General features: G+C 72.4%; 16 protein-coding genes. 9 read left to right on the top strand and 7 right to left on the bottom strand.

From position 1 onward, the window contains the following. Positions 1 to 40: 40 nt before the first annotated feature. The 4 genes from BLQ63_RS17805 to BLQ63_RS17790 are packed head-to-tail and all read left to right on the top strand — an operon-like array spanning position 41 to position 4,090. A complete protein-coding gene (locus tag BLQ63_RS17805) occupies positions 41 to 1,057 on the top strand; it encodes a FecCD family ABC transporter permease (RefSeq protein WP_091038226.1) in 1,017 nt (338 codons plus the stop codon). Next, complete coding sequence (locus BLQ63_RS17800) at positions 1,054 to 1,851, top strand: ABC transporter ATP-binding protein (RefSeq protein ID WP_091038224.1); 798 nt, start codon at positions 1,054 to 1,056, stop codon at positions 1,849 to 1,851. The genes BLQ63_RS17805 and BLQ63_RS17800 overlap by 4 nt, the downstream gene beginning before the upstream one ends. Continuing rightward, complete coding sequence (locus tag BLQ63_RS17795) at positions 1,848 to 2,858, top strand: ABC transporter substrate-binding protein (RefSeq protein ID WP_091038221.1); 1,011 nt, start codon at positions 1,848 to 1,850, stop codon at positions 2,856 to 2,858. The genes BLQ63_RS17800 and BLQ63_RS17795 overlap by 4 nt, the downstream gene beginning before the upstream one ends. Next, a complete protein-coding gene (locus tag BLQ63_RS17790) occupies positions 2,855 to 4,090 on the top strand; it encodes an MFS transporter (protein ID WP_091038219.1) in 1,236 nt (411 codons plus the stop codon). Before BLQ63_RS17795 ends, BLQ63_RS17790 begins: the two co-directional genes overlap by 4 nt. Before the next feature lie 37 nt (positions 4,091 to 4,127). Here the strand turns inward: BLQ63_RS17790 and BLQ63_RS17785 are convergent, their stop codons facing one another. The 5 genes from BLQ63_RS17785 to BLQ63_RS17765 are packed head-to-tail and all read right to left on the bottom strand — an operon-like array spanning position 4,128 to position 9,371. After that, complete coding sequence (locus BLQ63_RS17785) at positions 4,128 to 4,619, bottom strand: flavin reductase family protein (protein WP_091038217.1); 492 nt, start codon at positions 4,617 to 4,619, stop codon at positions 4,128 to 4,130. A 23-nt stretch (positions 4,620 to 4,642) separates the two neighbouring features. Continuing rightward, a complete protein-coding gene (locus BLQ63_RS17780; protein WP_218125327.1) occupies positions 4,643 to 5,776 on the bottom strand; it encodes an LLM class flavin-dependent oxidoreductase in 1,134 nt (377 codons plus the stop codon). Positions 5,777 to 5,786: 10 nt separating this feature from the next. Next, positions 5,787 to 6,986 carry an SfnB family sulfur acquisition oxidoreductase gene (locus BLQ63_RS17775; protein WP_218125326.1) on the bottom strand — a complete coding sequence of 400 codons (1,200 nt, stop codon included), beginning with the start codon at positions 6,984 to 6,986 and terminating at the stop codon, positions 5,787 to 5,789. Further along, a complete protein-coding gene (gene sfnG, locus BLQ63_RS17770; RefSeq protein WP_091038208.1) occupies positions 6,983 to 8,089 on the bottom strand; it encodes a dimethylsulfone monooxygenase SfnG in 1,107 nt (368 codons plus the stop codon). The genes BLQ63_RS17775 and sfnG overlap by 4 nt, the downstream gene beginning before the upstream one ends. A gap of 43 nt (positions 8,090 to 8,132) precedes the next feature. Next, a complete protein-coding gene (locus tag BLQ63_RS17765; RefSeq protein ID WP_091038206.1) occupies positions 8,133 to 9,371 on the bottom strand; it encodes an acyl-CoA dehydrogenase family protein in 1,239 nt (412 codons plus the stop codon). A gap of 131 nt (positions 9,372 to 9,502) precedes the next feature. On the opposite strand from BLQ63_RS17765, the gene BLQ63_RS17760 reads away from it, so the two are divergent. The 4 genes from BLQ63_RS17760 (at position 9,503) to BLQ63_RS17745 (ending at position 13,122) form a co-directional block, all read left to right on the top strand. Beyond that, positions 9,503 to 10,402 (top strand): LysR family transcriptional regulator, encoded by a 900-nt coding sequence (locus BLQ63_RS17760; RefSeq protein ID WP_091038449.1) that lies wholly within the window; start codon positions 9,503 to 9,505, stop codon positions 10,400 to 10,402. Between the two features lie 15 nt (positions 10,403 to 10,417). Beyond that, positions 10,418 to 11,137, top strand: a complete 720-nt coding sequence (locus BLQ63_RS17755) for an LURP-one-related/scramblase family protein (RefSeq protein WP_091038203.1) — start codon at positions 10,418 to 10,420, stop codon at positions 11,135 to 11,137. Positions 11,138 to 11,284: 147 nt separating this feature from the next. Continuing rightward, positions 11,285 to 12,019, top strand: a complete 735-nt coding sequence (locus BLQ63_RS17750) for a sugar phosphate isomerase/epimerase family protein (protein ID WP_091038200.1) — start codon at positions 11,285 to 11,287, stop codon at positions 12,017 to 12,019. Continuing rightward, entirely contained in the window at positions 12,016 to 13,122 is a 1,107-nt protein-coding gene (locus tag BLQ63_RS17745; RefSeq protein WP_091038198.1) for a Gfo/Idh/MocA family protein, read from the top strand. Before BLQ63_RS17750 ends, BLQ63_RS17745 begins: the two co-directional genes overlap by 4 nt. Positions 13,123 to 13,168: 46 nt before the next feature. Here BLQ63_RS17745 and BLQ63_RS17740 read toward each other — a convergent pair whose 3' ends face one another. Together BLQ63_RS17740 and BLQ63_RS17735 are read right to left on the bottom strand one after the other, a co-directional pair. Next, a complete protein-coding gene (locus tag BLQ63_RS17740) occupies positions 13,169 to 13,672 on the bottom strand; it encodes a hypothetical protein (RefSeq protein WP_091038195.1) in 504 nt (167 codons plus the stop codon). Positions 13,673 to 13,756: 84 nt separating this feature from the next. Then, a complete protein-coding gene (locus BLQ63_RS17735; RefSeq protein WP_091038192.1) occupies positions 13,757 to 14,392 on the bottom strand; it encodes an FMN-dependent NADH-azoreductase in 636 nt (211 codons plus the stop codon). A 114-nt stretch (positions 14,393 to 14,506) separates the two neighbouring features. Between BLQ63_RS17735 and BLQ63_RS17730 the strand changes: the two genes are divergently transcribed. Further along, positions 14,507 to 14,938: a winged helix-turn-helix transcriptional regulator gene (locus tag BLQ63_RS17730; protein ID WP_091038189.1), complete on the top strand. Its 432-nt coding sequence runs from the start codon at positions 14,507 to 14,509 to the stop codon at positions 14,936 to 14,938. Positions 14,939 to 15,050 lie beyond the last annotated feature (112 nt).

Below are 15,050 nucleotides of genomic sequence, written 5' to 3'. Positions count from 1 at the left end.
CGCGAGACGCACGGCAGGTCCCACCGCACCCCTCGCCGGCATGGCGCTGCTGGCGGCAGGCTTCGGCGTCGTCATCGTCTCCGGTGCGACCGGGACCGTCGACGTGACCGTCGCCGAGTCCTTCAAGATCGTCGCCGGCCACCTGCTGCCGAACATGCCCTGGATGGCCGACGGCAGCCTGACATCGCTTCAGGACCAAGCCGTCTGGCGGTTCAGGCTCCCGCGCACCCTCCTCGCGGGCATCGCCGGAGCCGGTCTCGCCCTGGCGGGCGCGCTCATGCAGGCCCTGGTCCGCAACCCGCTCGCCGAGCCGTACCTCCTCGGCGTCTCCGCCGGCGCGGGCGTCGGCGCGGTCGCCGTCATCACCCTCGGCGCCGGCGCCGCCGGCCTGACGCTCAGCGGGGCCGCGTTCGCCGGGGCGCTCGCCGCCGCCGTGGCCGTGTACCTCCTGGCCCGCCAGGGCGGCATCGTCGCGCCGACCCGGCTCATCCTCTCCGGGGTCGCCCTCGGGTCCCTGCTCAGCGCCGTCACCAGCTACCTGACCATCACCACCGAGGCGCAGAACGTCTTCAGCATCCTGTTCTTCCTCCTCGGGAGCGTCGCGGCCGCCACCTGGACCCAGCTGGCCGTCCCGGCCGCCGCGCTCGCGATCGTGCTCGCGTTCGCGCTGCTGCGCAGCCGCTCCCTGAACGCCCTCCAGGTGGGGGACGAGACCGCGACCGCGCTCGGGGTGGACGTGAACCGCTTCCGCAGCCAGCTGCTCGTCGCCTGCGCGCTGCTCACCGGCGCCGTCGTCGCCGTCAGCGGCGGCATCGGCTTCGTCGGCCTGGTCATCCCGCACATCAGCCGCATCGCCGTTGGCGCCGACCACCGCCGGATGCTGCCCGTCACCGTGCTCGGCGGCGCCATGTTCCTCATGGCCGCCGACCTCGCCGCCCGCACTGTCGCCGCCCCGACCGAGATCCCGATCGGGATCGTCACCGCCGCCGTCGGGGCACCGTTCTTCCTGTGGCTCATGCGAAGGGGACGCGCCGCGGGTGCGGGGATGCACCGATGAGGATCAGCATCGACGACCTCTCGATCGAACTCGGCGGGCGCCGCATCGTCGACCGCGTCTCCCTCGAGGTCGAACCGGGCCGGCGGCTCGCCCTGCTGGGCCCCAACGGGTCCGGCAAATCCACGCTGCTGCGGAGCCTGTACCGCCTCCACCGCCCCGCGTCCGGGTCCGTCCGCATCGGCGGGGACGACCTGTGGCGGCTGGGCGCCCGCGCAGCCGCCCAGAGGATCGCCGTCGTCGCCCAGGAGAGCACCGCCGAACACGACCTCACCGCCTTCCAGGTCGTCATGCTCGGCCGCGTTCCCCACCAGCGCGGCTTCGGCGCCGACAGCCCCGCCGACCTCGCCGCCGCCGAGGCCGCGCTCGAACGCGTCGGCGCCCTCGACCTCGCCGACCGCCCCTTCACGATCCTCTCGGGCGGCGAGAAGCAGCGGATCCTCCTGGCGCGCGCCATCACCCAGGACTGCCCCGTGCTCGTCCTCGACGAGCCCACCAACCACCTCGACGTCACGTTCCAACTCGAACTCATGCAGATCGTCGCCGACCTGGGGCTCACCACCATCGCCGCCCTCCACGACCTCAACCTCGCCGCCGAGTACTGCGACGCCGTCGCCGTCCTCAAGGAGGGCCGCCTCATCGCCGCCGGCGATCCGGGCACCGTCCTCACCGGCGACCTCATCGCCGAGGCCTTCGCCGTCCGCGCCGACCGGATCGCCCACCCCGCCACCGGTCGCCCCCACTTCGCCTTGAGCCCCTTGAAGGCTCCGTCAACCGAGAGGAACACCACCGCATGAACACCCGTCCCGCCCGCCGCACCGCGGCCGCCGCCGCGGCACTCGGCGCCGCCATCGCCCTGAGCGCCTGCGGCTCCGACGTCGCCGACGCCGGCCCCGCCGCCACCGGCGAGGCCCTGACCGTCGAGAACTGCGGCCGCGAGATCACCGTGGACGGCGCGCCGGACGCCGTCGTCGGCCTCAGCCCCACCCAGACCGAGCTGCTCCTGCGCCTGGGCCTGGCCGACCGCATCGTCGGGCAGGCCCAGACCGCCACCGCCCCGCTCAGCGACGACCTCGCCTCCCTCGCCGCCGACATCCCCGTCATCAGCGAGGACACCCCGCCCGCCCGCGAAGCGCTCCTCGACGTCGAACCCGACTTCGTGTACTCGCCCACCGACTACGAGTTCACCGCCGAGCAGGGCTTCGCCAGCCACGAGCAGCTCGCCGAGGCCGGCGTCGCCGCCTACACCGCCACCGGCGGCTGCCCCGAGCGCCGCATGGCGGGCACCGTCGACGACCTGTTCACCGACCTGGACAACCTCGGGAAGATCTTCGACGTCGAGGACGAGGCCGCCGCGCTCGCGGACGGGGCCCACGCGACGCTCGACGACGTCGCGGGCCGCATCGCCGGGCTGGAGCGGCCCACCGTCGCTCAGGTCTACGTCGAAGGCGACGCCCTCACCGCCATCGGCGCCGGCATCGAGTACGACATGATCGCCCGCGCCGGCGGCGAGAACGTCTTCGGCCCCGAAGACCCCGAGTTCGCCTCCTTCTTCGCCGCCCAGATCAACCCCGAGGCCCTGGCCGCCGCCGACCCCGAGGTCATCGTGTTCGCCGCCAGGGACGCCGAGCACGAGCAGACCACCCGCGACTATCTGGCGCGGACCCTGCCCGAGGTGAGCGCCGTGGCGAACGACCGCATCGTGGTCATCTCCGGCTCCGACGTCTACCCCGGCTCCCTCAGCAACATCGACGCCGTCCGCGCCATCGCCGCGGGCCTTTACCCCGAGGCCTTCCAGGAATGACCGCCACCCGGCGGGCGGGTCGCGACCTGCTCGCCCTCCCCGGATTCCGCCGCTGGTACGCCGCGCGCACGACCAGCCTCGTCGGTACGGCCGCCTCCGGGGTGGCCGTACCGATGCTGGTGTGGGAACGCACCGGCTCGGCCACCGCGACGGCCGCCGCCTCCGGCCTGTCCCTCGCCCCCTATCTGCTGTTCGGGCTGTTCGCCGGGGCGTACGCGGACCGGGTCGACCGGCGCCGGCTCATGGTCGGCGCCGACGCGGCCGCCGCGGCACTGCTCGCCACCGTCCCGTCGGCCGCCGCCTTCGGCACCGTCACCGCCGCCCACGTCCTCGCCGTCGTCGTCCTCACCGGGACCGCGTTCGTCTGGTTCGACGCCGCCGCCTTCGGTGCCCTGCCCCAGATCGTCGGCCGAGAGCGCCTCCAGCAGGCGAACTCGCTGATCTTCTCCACCACCACCGTGGTCGGCATCGCCGCACCGGCACTCGGCGGCCTGCTCGCGAGCGCGGTCGGACCGGAGGCCGTCATCGGGATCAACGCGCTGACCTTCGCCGCCTCGGCACTCCTGCTGCGCCGCCTGGCCCTGCCCGGGCGCGCCGCGGCCAAGGCGGCGAGCATCCGCGCGGACATCGCCGAAGGCCTGCGGTTCATCTGGTCCGAGCCGCGCATCCGCGCACTCACCTTCGCAGGCTTCGGGATCGCCTGCACCGGCGGTGGCGCCCTCGGCCTCATCGTCGTCCACGCCGACGTCCTCCTGGACGTTCGCGACTGGGAGCTCGGCCTGCTCTACAGCGCCACCGCCGTCGGCTCCCTCTTTGGTGCGATGCTCCTCGGCCGCTTCACGGCCCGCTTCGGGCACGGCCCCGTCTCCATCGCCGCGTATCTCCTGGAACTGACCATGGTCGTCGCCCTCGCCGCGGCCGGACCCGGCCCGGCGGGCTTCGCCCTGGCCGTCGCGGCCTGGATCGCCTGGGACTTCGCCCATACCGCGGCCGTCGTCAACGGCATCACCGTCCGGCAGCTGCTCACCCCGGACGCCTTGCAGGGCAGGGTGAACACGACCGGGCGCATGATCGCCTGGGGCGGGGCGCCCGTCGGCGCGCTGGCGGCCGGGGGACTGGCCGATCTCGTCGGCGTCCAGAACGCCTTCCTGCTGCTGTCGGTCCCGGTGGCCGCCGGGACGATCCTGCTGCTGGTCTCGCCCGTCAGGCGCTTGAAGACGATCGAGAGCTGAATCCGCGTACGCATCCGACGAACGGCTGGCACGATGCTCATGCGAGACGGCTGAATCCGCTGCGGTGGAAGACCAGCGGCCCGGGCGTGTCGGAGTGCTCGACCGCGTGCAGCCGCAGCAGGACGATGATGTGGTCCCCGGCCTCCACCTCCCGGTACACCGAGCAGTCGAAGCGCGCCAGACCGTCGTCGAGCGTCACCGCGCCCTCGGCGGTGGCGCTGAGCGCGAGGCCGTCGAAGCGCCGCGCCGGGTCCCCGGCGAGCCGGCGGCACACCGCGGCGTGGTGGTCGGCGAGGACCGTCAGGCCCAGGTGGGCCGCCCGCCGCAGGTCCGGCCAGGTCTTCGAGGCGGTCGCGATCGAGAACGACACCAGCGGCGGGTTCAGGCTCACCGAGGTGAACGAGCTCGCCGCCAGGCCGGCGACGCGCCCGTCGACGGATGCGGCGACGGCCACGACCCCGGTGGGGAAGAGCCCGAACGCCTCCCGCAGCCGGCGCGGGTCGAGGTCCTGGTTGGTGGGCAGGGTCATGGGGTGCCTCCTGAGGTGTCGGGTCAGTTCGCGAAAGGGACGGCCGCGACGCGGTTTCGCCGCGGCGCGGGATGCGACCACAGGCCGCGCCGCTCCAGCTCCGGCAGGACGCCTTCGCCGAACCAGTACGCGCCCTCCAGGTGCGGGTAGGCCGAGAGCACGAACTCCTCGATCCCGACTTGCCGGTACTCCTCGATGAGGTCGGCGACTTCGGCGTGCGAGCCGACCAGCGCCGTCCCCGCGCCGCCGCGGACCAGGCCGATCCCCGCCCACAGGCCCGGGTGGACCTCCAGGCCGTGCTTGGTGCCGCCGTTGAGGTCGAGCATCCGGCGCTGGCCCTCGGACTCGCTGCGCCGCAGGCCCGCCCGGACCCGCGCGATGTCGTCCTCGCCGATCCCGGCCAGCAGGCGCTCGGCCTCGGCCCAGGCCTCGGCGGACGTGTCGCGGTTGATCACGTGGACGCGCAGGCCGAAGCGGATCGGCCTGCCGCCGGCGAGCCCTCTGATCCAGGCGACCTTCGCCGCCACGGCCCCGGGCGGTTCGCCCCAGGTCAGGTACACGTCGGCGTGCTCGGCCGCGACGCGCCCGGCCGCCGGTGACGATCCTCCGAAGTAGACTTTTGGAACCGGTTCGGGCAGCTGCGCGAGCCGCGCGCCCTCGACGCGCAGGTGCCTCCCCGCGAAGTCGACCGTCTCGCCGGCCCACAGGCGCCGCACGATGTGCAGGAACTCCCCGCACCGCTCGTAGCGAGCGTCCTTGTCCTCGAAGTCGCCGTACATCCGCTGCTCGTGGGACTCACCGCCGGTCACGATGTTGAGCAGCAGCCGGCCGCCCGTCAGATGCTGGAACGTCCCCGCCATCTGCGCGGCCAGGAACGGCGAGACGCTCCCGGGCCGGAACGCCACCAGGAACTTCAAGCGGTCGGACACCTGCGACAGCATGGCCGTGGACACCCAGGCGTCCTCGCACCACGCGCCCGTCGGCGTCAGCGCCGCCGCGAACCCGTTGTCCTCGGCCGCCCTCGCCACCTGCCCCAGGTAGGACACCGACGCCGGCCGCGACGAGCGGCCCGGGTCGACCCCGTGGCCGCCGTCCACGACCTGCCGGCCGTCACCGCCGTTCGTGGGCAGGAACCAGTGAAACTGCAACGCGCTCAACGAAACCTCCTCAGAGTTGGCCGTGCCGGGGCGGGGGCGCCCCGTGGAGGGCCCAGTGGCCCAGGTGCTGGACCTTCCAGGCCGCCGGGTCGTGCAGGGTGTGGATGCGGGCGTTGCGCCAGTGCCGGTCCAGGTTGAGCCCCGCGAGGGCGCTGCGGGTCCCGGCGACCGCGAACACCCGGCTCGCGACGTCCACGGCGGTGGTCGCGGTCGCGGCCCTCGCCGCCGCCACGGCCAGGCTCGCCGCGGCCGCGCTCGCCTCCGAAAGATCTGCGTTCGCGGCGTCCACAGCGGACGCCGCCTCCCGCAGCAGCGCCTCGGCGCCGCGCAGCGCCAGCTCCATCTCCCCGAACGCGTGCACCGTCAGCGGATCGTCCGCGGCCCGCTCCACGCCCGCGTCCGGGTACGGCCGCGACTTCGTGCGCACGAACGCCGCCGCCTCCTCCAGTGCCGCCCTGGCGATCCCGGCGTCGATGGCCGCGTGGAGGACCTGCGCGAACGCCCCGTACGTCTGCGGGGCCTCGAACGTGGACGCGTACGGCGTGATCCACTCGTCGGCGACCGCGACGTTCCGCAGGTGCACCGTGCCGCTCGCGGTGGTGCGCTGGCCGATGCCGTCCCAGTCGTCCACCACCTCGACGCCCTCGGTGTCCCGCCGGACCCACGCCACATGCATCGGCCCCTCGACCCCCAGGTGCGCCAGCACCGGGATCCAGTCGGCGAACAGCGCACCGGTGCAGTAGAACTTCGTGCCGTTCAACCGCCAGCGGCCCGCCCCGTCCGGCGTCAGCGCGGTCCGGTGGTCGCGCACGTGCCGTGTCCCGAACTCCGTCTGGGCGTTCCCGAACCGCTTGCCGCGCAGCACCTCCGCGAACAGCCGCGCCTGCTGGCCCGCATCGCCGCGCAGGCGCAGCTGGTTGACGTACACGAAGTGGCTGTGGGGGATCTGCGCGATGTTCGGGTCGCCGGCGGCGAGGTGCCGGAAGACCTCGGCCACCGTCGCGGCGTCGAGGTCCGCGCCGCCGTGGGCGGCCGGAACGGTGACTGCCAGCAGCCCCGAAGCCGAGAGCCGGTCGATCTCGGCGTACGGCAGGGACCGGCGGGCGTCGCGCTCGGCGGCGCCCGCCGCGAACTCCCCGGCCAGGCTCGACGCCGCGGCCACCGCGGCCGCGGCGTCGAGCACCGGCACGGTACAGGCGGGCTCGCTCACGGCACCCGCTCCAGCTCGGCCGCTTCGAGCTCCCGCACGATCGGCAGGACGCGCTTGCCGAAGTACTCGACGTCCTCCAGGTAGTGCAGGAAGCCCAGCAGCAGGAGGTTCGCCCCGCGCCGCTTGTACTCCAGGATGCGGTGCGCGATCTGCTCGGGCGTGCCGATCAGGCCCGTGCGGAATCCGTCGTTGTACTGGACGAGATCCTCGAAGGCCGAGTCCTGCCACATGCCCTGCTTGTCGTGCGTGGACTGCCCGGCCTGCCTGACCGCGGCGCCGAAGCCCTCGACGGCCTCCCGGTCGGCCTTGTCGATGATCTCCCGCAGCACCTTCCGGGCTTCGCCCTCGGTGTCGCGGGCGATGAGGAACCCGTTGACGCCGAAGCGGACGGTGCGGCCGTGGAGCCCGGCGACCTCGCGGACGTCCCGGATCTGGGCCCCGATCGCGTCGGGGGAGTTCCCGTTCGCGAAGTACCAGTCCGAGACCCGGCCGGCCATGCCGCGCGCGTCGATCGAGTTGCCGCCCTGGAAGATCTCCGGATGCGCGCGGCCCTCGCCGACCACGGGCTTGGGCTTGAGGTCGAAGTCGTGGAGCCGGTAGAAGTCGCCGTTGAACTCGGCGTGATCGCTCGTCCAGATCTCCTTGACGTAGCGGATGAACTCCTCCGAGCGCCGGTAGCGCTCGCCGTGCTCGAGCCAGGGCTCCCCGAGCTTGGTGAACTCGTCCTTGAACCAGCCGGACACGACGTTGACCGCCGCCCGGCCGCCCGAGAGCTGGTCGGCCGTGGCGATCCACTTCGCGAACACCCCCGGATGCCACAGGCCCGGGTGGATCGCGGCGATGACCTTGAGCCGCTGCGTCGCCAGCAGCAGCGCCAGACTGAACGACGTGGACTCCTGCTGGTAGGCCGCCCCGTACGAGGCGATGTAGCGGACCTGCGAGAGCGCGTACGCGAAGCCCGAGTCCTCGGCGAGGCGCGCGAGCTTCACGTTGTACTCATAGCTCCAGTCGGTGCGCTGCTCGATCTTCGACACGACCAGGCCGCCGGAGACGTTCGGGACCCAGTAGGCGAATTGCAGCGGCTCGGGGGCCTGTGTGCTCATGTGCTGCTCCAAAAGAGACGGTCGGGGGATCGGAAGAGGACGCTCACGTGTACCAGGTGGGTTCGGGCAGCTCGCCCGTCAGCGCGTACCGGCCGACCTCGGCCCGCTTGTGCGCGACCGGGTCGTGCAGGGAGTGGGTCCTGATGTTGCGCCAGAACAGGTCCAGGCCCACCGCGTTCGCGCTGGCCCGCGCGCCGGTGACCTCGAAGATCCGCGTCCCGATCTCGAGCCCCGCGTCGATCGTGGTCTGCTTCGCGGAGGCGATCACCACGGCGGCCTCCCCGCGCTCCTCGGGCGTGACGGCGTCCGCGTGCGCGTTGATCGACTCGATGAGTCCCGCCGCCCGATCGGCGAGCGCCTCGGCGGCCCACAGCTTCGACTGCAGGCCCCCGTAGGTCTCCTGGATGTAGAACTCGTCGACCGCGCGCGCCTTCCGGTCGGCCGCGTACGGCCAGGCGCGGGTCCGCTCGCGCGTGTACGCGGCGGCGGTGTCGAGCGCGCCCTGGGCGATCCCCAGGTAGAAGTTGGTGAACACCAGCTGGATCAGCGGCACGTTGAGCGTGTTGTAGGTGCGCGGCGCGAACTCGTGGCCTTGCTCGGTCGCGACGTACCCGGCGGCGGCCTCCCACGGGACCCGCACGCCCTCGATCAGGGCCGAACCGGACTCGGTCAGGCGCTGGCCGAGGTTGTCCCAGTCGCCGGCGAAGACGATGCCGTCCTGGTCGGTGGGCACGATCGCGAAGACGTGCCGGTCGGTGCCCTCCAGGATCCCTTCGAGGACGGTCACGTCCGAGACCTTCCCGCCGGTGGAGAACGTCTTGCGGCCGTTGAAGACGAGTTCGCCGTCCTCCTCGCGGATCACGAGGTCGTCGTCGCGGGGGTTGACCGCCCCGCCGAAGAACCACTCCTGTTCGGCCGCTTGCTTCTCGACGGCCTCGATCTGCCCGGGGGTGGCGACCAGGCGCGCGGCCCAGGCCCACAGGTAGTGGTAGCCCAGGAGCTGCCCGATGGAGCCGTCGCCGGCGGCCACGGCCCTGATGACGCGGTAGGCGGTCGTCCAGTCCTGCCCGCCGCCGCCGTGCTCGGCGGGGGCCAGGAGCGGGACGAGCCCGGCGTCCTTGAGCAGCTGGACCTCCGCGTAGGGCGTCGCGCCCTCGCGGTCGCGTTCCACGGCGTCGACCGCGAGCCTTGCGGCGACCTCGCGGGCGCGTGCGACCCACGCCGCGGACGTGGCGGGCCGGGAGGACCAGTCGAGCGGGTGCTCCGGTGGTCGGTTCGTCATTGTGTCGATGCCCTTCCTCGTAGTAATCTTTTCCTATCAAATTACTAGGAAATGTGTCCGGGGAACAGGTCTCGACCATCGGTTCGACCGATAACCCCATCGGCGGCACCGAATCTCGGAGGCGGGCGACGATGCGCATCGAACAACTGGAGTACATCGCGGCGGTCACGCGGCACGGGTCGCTGCGGCGCGCGAGCGAGCACCTCCACGTCTCGCAGCCCGCGCTGAGCGAGGCCATCAGCAAGCTCGAACGCGAACTCGGCGTCACGCTCCTGGAGCGCCGCCGCGACGGCACCCGGATCACCGTGCGCGGCAAGGAGCTGCTGGAGCACATGTTCGGCGTCCTCGAAGCGGTCGACCGGCTCCAGTCGGCGGCCGTCGCAGGGGCCGCCCGCCCGATTCGCATCGGCACCGTCAACGCCGGCACCGCGAGCCTTCTCATACCCGCCATCCGCGATTTCCGCTCCGGCCGACCCGACACCCGCGTCGAGGTCCGCGCCCTCCAGCAGGACGAGATCGAGACCGGCCTCGCCGACGGCTCCCTCGACGTAGGCCTGGTCAACACCCTCGACGACTTCGCGGTGCCGCCCCGCCTGGACGGCGTCGTGCTCCGGCGGGGCCGCCCGGTCGCGGTCCTGCCCAGCTCCCACCGGCTCGCCGCGCGGCCCGAGGTCGGCGCCGAGGACCTGCGCGCGGAGACCTTCATCGGGATGCGGGCGGGATACGTGATGCACCGCTTCGCGATGCAGCTCTTCGAGGGCCGCCCGCCGGCCGCCTGGCACAGCGTCGACGGCGCCGAGATGGGCAAACTGCTCGTGGCCGAGGGGCTGGGTGCGACGATCCTGCCCGACTACTCCGTCGACGGGGATCCGCTCGAACGCGGCGGCCTCATCACCATGCGCCCCATCAAGGACGACCGGACCCGCGTCACGATGCGGCTCCTGCGCCGCCGGGGCGGACGGTTCCCGGCGGTCGTGGACGACCTGGTCGCGCGGTTCACCGCTCAGGTCGCCCGCACGCAGCCCGGTTGATGTAGCGTGCGGTCCATGGCGGAGGAGTTCGGGCTGGAGCAGGTCCAGGCAATGCTGGCCGAGGCGAAGGTGCAGGCGGTCGGTGTCGGCGACGGCACCCTGTTCGGCGAACCGGTCCTCGCCTTCGCGCAGTTGCAGACCGCCGAGAACGAGGGGTTCCGGCACGCCTGGGCCAGGCCGGACGGCCGGATCGTGGCGTGGGCGAACGAGAAGCGGCTCGGCCCCGGGCCCGGCGTCGACGACGCCTCGCTGCGCGAGCTGGTCGACCACCAGAAGACCGACGTGGCCGCGGTGACCGACCGGGACGGGGCGACGCTGCTCGAGGCGAAGCACCTCAAGCACTGGAAGAGCCGGGTCACCGTGACCGACGCGCACGGCCGCGAGGTCGGGACGATCCGACAGAAGAGCGTCACGTTCAAACCCTCGTGGGAGCTGTCCGTCGGCGACCGCTCCTACGGCCGTGTCCGGGCGGACGGTTCGCGGGCGCTGGGCCTGGACATCGCCGACGCCTCCGGCGCGGTGTACGGCCGCATGACCAAGGTCGGCTCGCCGCAGTACCTCGCCCGGCACTACCACGCCGGCATGGCGGCGGGCCTGCCGCCGGCGACGGCCGCCATGCTCAACCGGTTCGTGATCCAGTTCTTCCGGCGGCCCGACCACCTCCAGCTCGCACCGCTCATCCCCCTGGCCGTGGACCTGTCGATGGCGGGGAACAGCCCCTCGAAACTCCGCTGATCCCGACAACCGATGGCCCGCAACCTGCCCCGACACGGCCGCGGCCGAGAACGCTGCCGCCGGGGACTACCTCCTGGGGCCGGTGAGGCGTAGGTTTGGCACCGGTTCGGTGCCATCCGAGCACCACTCGCAGTGAAAGGACCAGCAATGCCGCTGTCAGTCCAGCTCTACTCGGTACGCGAGGCGATCGACGCCGACGCGACCGACGCCCTCGGCCGCCTGCGCACCCTCGGCCTGGACACGGTCGAGCTGTTCGGGCTCCTCGAACTCCAGGACCGGTACCAGGTCGCGCTCGAGGCGACCGGCATGCGAGCGCCCTCGGCGCACGAGCACCTGCTCGAAGACGCCGACCCGGAGGCCGTGTTCAGCGCCGCCGTCCGGCTCGGCGTCGAGACGGTCATCGAACCGGCCGTCCGCGAAGGATGGGAGAGCCGCGAGGGCGTGGCCGCGATGGCGCACCGGCTCAACGACCTGGGCCGGAGAGCGGCCGACCACGGACTGCGCGTGGGCTACCACAACCACTGGTGGGAGTTCGCCGACCTCAACGGCCGCACCGCATTCGAAGTCTTCGCCGATCTGCTCGACCCGGCGGTCGTCCTCGAACTCGACGTCTACTGGGCCGAGGTCGCCGGCGTCGCCGCCCCCGCCCTGCTCGACCGCCTGGGCGAGCGCGTCCGCTTCCTCCACGTCAAGGACGGCCCGCTGCCCCGCGACGGGGACGTGCAGCTGCCCGCGGGCGAGGGCGCGGTCGACATCCCGGCGGTCCTCGCCGCCTCGCCGCACACGCTCCGCGTCATCGAGTTCGACCACTACGCGGGCGACGTCTTCGAAGGCATCGGCGCGAGCATCGCCTACCTGAACGCGACGGAGGAGACGGCATGAACCCGACGGGACCCGTTGGCGTGGGCGTGATCGGCGCCGGTGTCATCAGTGCGGAGTATCTGCGGAACCTGACCCGGTTCCCCGACGTCGACGTCCGGTACGTCGCCGACCTCGATCTGGCCCGGGCCGCCGCCCGGGCCGCCGAATTCGACGTGCCCGCCAGCGGCGATGTCGAAGGCCTGCTTGCGGACGAGACGATCGAGATCGTGGTCAACCTGACCATCCCGGCCGCGCACGCCGAGGTCGGGCTGCGGATCCTCGACGCGGGCAAGCACGTGTGGGCCGAGAAGCCCCTCGCGCTCGACCGCGAGGCGGGACGGGTCCTGCTCGACCGTGCCGAGGCGCTGGGCCTGAGGGTCGCGAGCGCACCGGACACCTTCCTCGGCCCCGGCCTCCAGAACGCGCAGCGGGTCATCGCCGACGGCGGCATCGGCACGCCGGTCACGGCCGCGGCGCTGTTCCGCAGCCCGGGCCCGGAGTCGTGGCACCCGAACCCGGAGTTCCTCTTCGACCACGGCGCGGGGCCCCTGTTCGACATCGGCCCTTACTATCTGACCGCGCTGGTGCAGCAGCTCGGGCCGATCGGCCGCGTCGTCGCCGCGCCCTCGACCGCCCGCGCGACCCGGGTCATCGGTTCGGGGCCCAAGGCCGGGACGGTCTTCGAGGTCCGGGTGCCGACCCACCACGCGGCGCTCATCGAGTTCGAAAGCGGCGCTTCGGCGCAGGCGATCTTCAGTTTCGAGTCGGTGCGCGCGCACCCGCCGACCGTCGAGTTCAACGGGACGTCGGGCACGCTGGAACTGCCCGACCCGAACACGTTCGGCGGCCCCTCGCTACTGTGGACGGACGGGTCCGAGCGGCCGCGGGAGCTCGCCGCGCCCGATCCGAAGGCCACCCGCGGCACCGGGGTGCTCGAACTGGCACGGGCGATCCGGGCGGGCGTTGCGGAGCGGGCCTCCGGCGCTCTGGCCTTCCACGTCCTCGACGCGATGGTCGCGATCAGCGAGTCCGCTCAATCCCGGCAGCCGGTCGCGGTGGAGTCGACCGCGCCGCGCCCCGCGCTCCTGCCGTCCGATTGGGACCCGACCGCGGCAACGCTATGACGTGAGCCCGGGGAACGACGCGTCGCGCACATGGCCGGTTGCACTGTTACGGGCTTGCGCGGAAGCCGTGGGAGACGTCGCGGATGAACCGCTTGAGGTTGCGAGGGCCGACGTCGACCGTCACCCGGTAGACCACGCCGCCCGCGACCACCGTCATGTCGGCCATCCCGCCGAGATCGAACACGCCCGTGGCCGGGACGTAGATGCGGGCGTCCGCCTCGGGGAAGTGCGACCAGACCCCGGCTGCGAGCGAGCGCGATGCCAGCGGTTCGCCGTGCGGGGTGACGCTCCCTCGGGGCACGGTCAGTGCCGTGCGCGTGCCGTCCGCGGCGATGTAGACCGTGCGCTTGCCTTCGAAGCGAACGTTGCGTGCGACGTCGCGGTACGGGTTGGGCCGGCTGCCGCCGTCGGGCGTGCGGCCGATGGCCCACAGGTCGGTGAGGTTTCGGTCGTCGGGAAGGTAGAGGTCGCTCAGTCGGCCGCCGACCTCGTCCACGAGGACGCGCTCGACGGCGGATCGAAAGTCGGGGTGGATGAAAGCGCCGGTCACCCCGCAACTATCCCCGACTCGATCCACTCCCTCACTCGCCCGAGGAGGGATCATCCTCGGATGACCCCTCCTTCACCGCGTCGGTCACGCCGCGGCGATGGTCGTGGCCAGCTCCCTCACGCGCTCGTGGGCCCGCGTCATCGACGCCTCGTGCTTCGGCAGCAGCGACGCGAGTGCCGGGGCGTGCGGGGCCATGGTCAGTTCGGGCACCACGGTGGTCACGTCCAGGCCGAGCAGGTCCTCATGGCCGAGGATCGCCTCCAGCGCGGGCACGACGTAGTCGTAACCCTCCCTGGGGGAACCGGGTCCGTACCCGCCCCCGCGGGTCGAGATCAGCACCGCCGGGCGCCCCGCGGCCCGGGACGGCCCGGAGTGGCTGAACGTGCGGCCGTCGACGACGATCTGGTCGAGCCACGCCTTGAACACGGACGGCATCGTCAGGTTGTACATAGGCACCGTGAACAGGTAGGCGCCGGCGCCGAGGAACTCCTCGATGAGCTCGTCCTGCACCTTGGCCGCTTCGGCCTGATCGGGAGTGCGGCGGGCCGGTTCGACGGTCCGGGCGGCGATGCCCGCACTGCTCAAGTGGGGCACGGGGGCCGCGGCGAGGTCGCGGTGGACGACTTCGCCCGACCACGCATGGCGGAAGGACTGGGCGACCTGGCGCGAGACCGAGCCCTCGCCGAGCGACGAGGAGTCGATGTGCAGCAGATATGACATGACTGTTTCCTTTCAAAGGTGGTGGTCGTGCCTTCGCGGCGCGGCGGGGCCGGTCCGCGAAAGTGCGTTACATACCGCTGGTGCGGTACGCTTCAAGTGGGGAAAGGTGTGGCAATGGCAGGGAGAGCGATCAGCGGGCCGTGTCAGGCCTGGCCGGAGGAGAGCGGGTTCATCCGGGAGGTCCTGGACCGGATCGGCGACAAGTGGACGGTGCTGGTCATCAGCACGCTCTCCGGTTCGTCGCTGCGCTACTCCGACCTGCAGGCGAGCATTCCGGGCATTTCACAGCGGATGCTCACCGTGACCCTCAAGGCCCTCGAGCGCGACGGCATGATCCTGCGCACCGCCTACCCCGAGATTCCTCCGCGTGTGGAGTACGAGCTCACCGCTCTGGGGCGGTCGCTGCTGGACTCCGCGATGGCGCTCGTGTCGTGGGCGGTGGCCCATCACGAGGACGTCGGCGCCAGTCGCCGCGCCCACGAGCAGACCGGGGTCGGCCGGGAGAAGGCGCGTGCCGCCGCCTCCGAGGATTCCCCCGTCCGCTGAGGACGGACTCGACCACCGCAGGACCGCCCGACGACGCGCTCCCGTGCGGGCATTCGCGGCGGGGTCCGACGAACCGGTCCGACCGACTCGGCTTTCGGCCGGAATTCGACGA

Origin of the sequence: Glycomyces harbinensis, from assembly GCF_900101745.1 — a bacterium.
Lineage (GTDB): Bacteria > Actinomycetota > Actinomycetes > Mycobacteriales > Micromonosporaceae > Glycomyces > Glycomyces harbinensis.
The sequence above is the reverse complement of the archived record's forward strand: the minus strand, read 5'-3'. Positions and strand labels throughout refer to the sequence as shown.

Bases quoted from the DNA above. Each gene is read 5' to 3' on its own strand.
- BLQ63_RS17735 (WP_091038192.1), bottom strand. From the start codon at position 14,392: ATGTCATATCTGCTGCACATCGACTCCTCGTCGCTCGGCGAGGGCTCG.
- BLQ63_RS17805 (WP_091038226.1), top strand. From the start codon at position 41: ATGGCGCTGCTGGCGGCAGGCTTCGGCGTCGTCATCGTCTCCGGTGCG.
- BLQ63_RS17755 (WP_091038203.1), top strand. From the start codon at position 10,418: ATGGCGGAGGAGTTCGGGCTGGAGCAGGTCCAGGCAATGCTGGCCGAG.
- BLQ63_RS17760 (WP_091038449.1), top strand. From the start codon at position 9,503: ATGCGCATCGAACAACTGGAGTACATCGCGGCGGTCACGCGGCACGGG.
- BLQ63_RS17750 (WP_091038200.1), top strand. From the start codon at position 11,285: ATGCCGCTGTCAGTCCAGCTCTACTCGGTACGCGAGGCGATCGACGCC.
- BLQ63_RS17745 (WP_091038198.1), top strand. From the start codon at position 12,016: ATGAACCCGACGGGACCCGTTGGCGTGGGCGTGATCGGCGCCGGTGTC.
- BLQ63_RS17785 (WP_091038217.1), bottom strand. From the start codon at position 4,619: ATGACCCTGCCCACCAACCAGGACCTCGACCCGCGCCGGCTGCGGGAG.
- sfnG (WP_091038208.1), bottom strand. From the start codon at position 8,089: ATGAGCACACAGGCCCCCGAGCCGCTGCAATTCGCCTACTGGGTCCCG.
- BLQ63_RS17790 (WP_091038219.1), top strand. From the start codon at position 2,855: ATGACCGCCACCCGGCGGGCGGGTCGCGACCTGCTCGCCCTCCCCGGA.
- BLQ63_RS17730 (WP_091038189.1), top strand. From the start codon at position 14,507: ATGGCAGGGAGAGCGATCAGCGGGCCGTGTCAGGCCTGGCCGGAGGAG.
- BLQ63_RS17795 (WP_091038221.1), top strand. From the start codon at position 1,848: ATGAACACCCGTCCCGCCCGCCGCACCGCGGCCGCCGCCGCGGCACTC.
- BLQ63_RS17765 (WP_091038206.1), bottom strand. From the start codon at position 9,371: ATGACGAACCGACCACCGGAGCACCCGCTCGACTGGTCCTCCCGGCCC.
- BLQ63_RS17800 (WP_091038224.1), top strand. From the start codon at position 1,054: ATGAGGATCAGCATCGACGACCTCTCGATCGAACTCGGCGGGCGCCGC.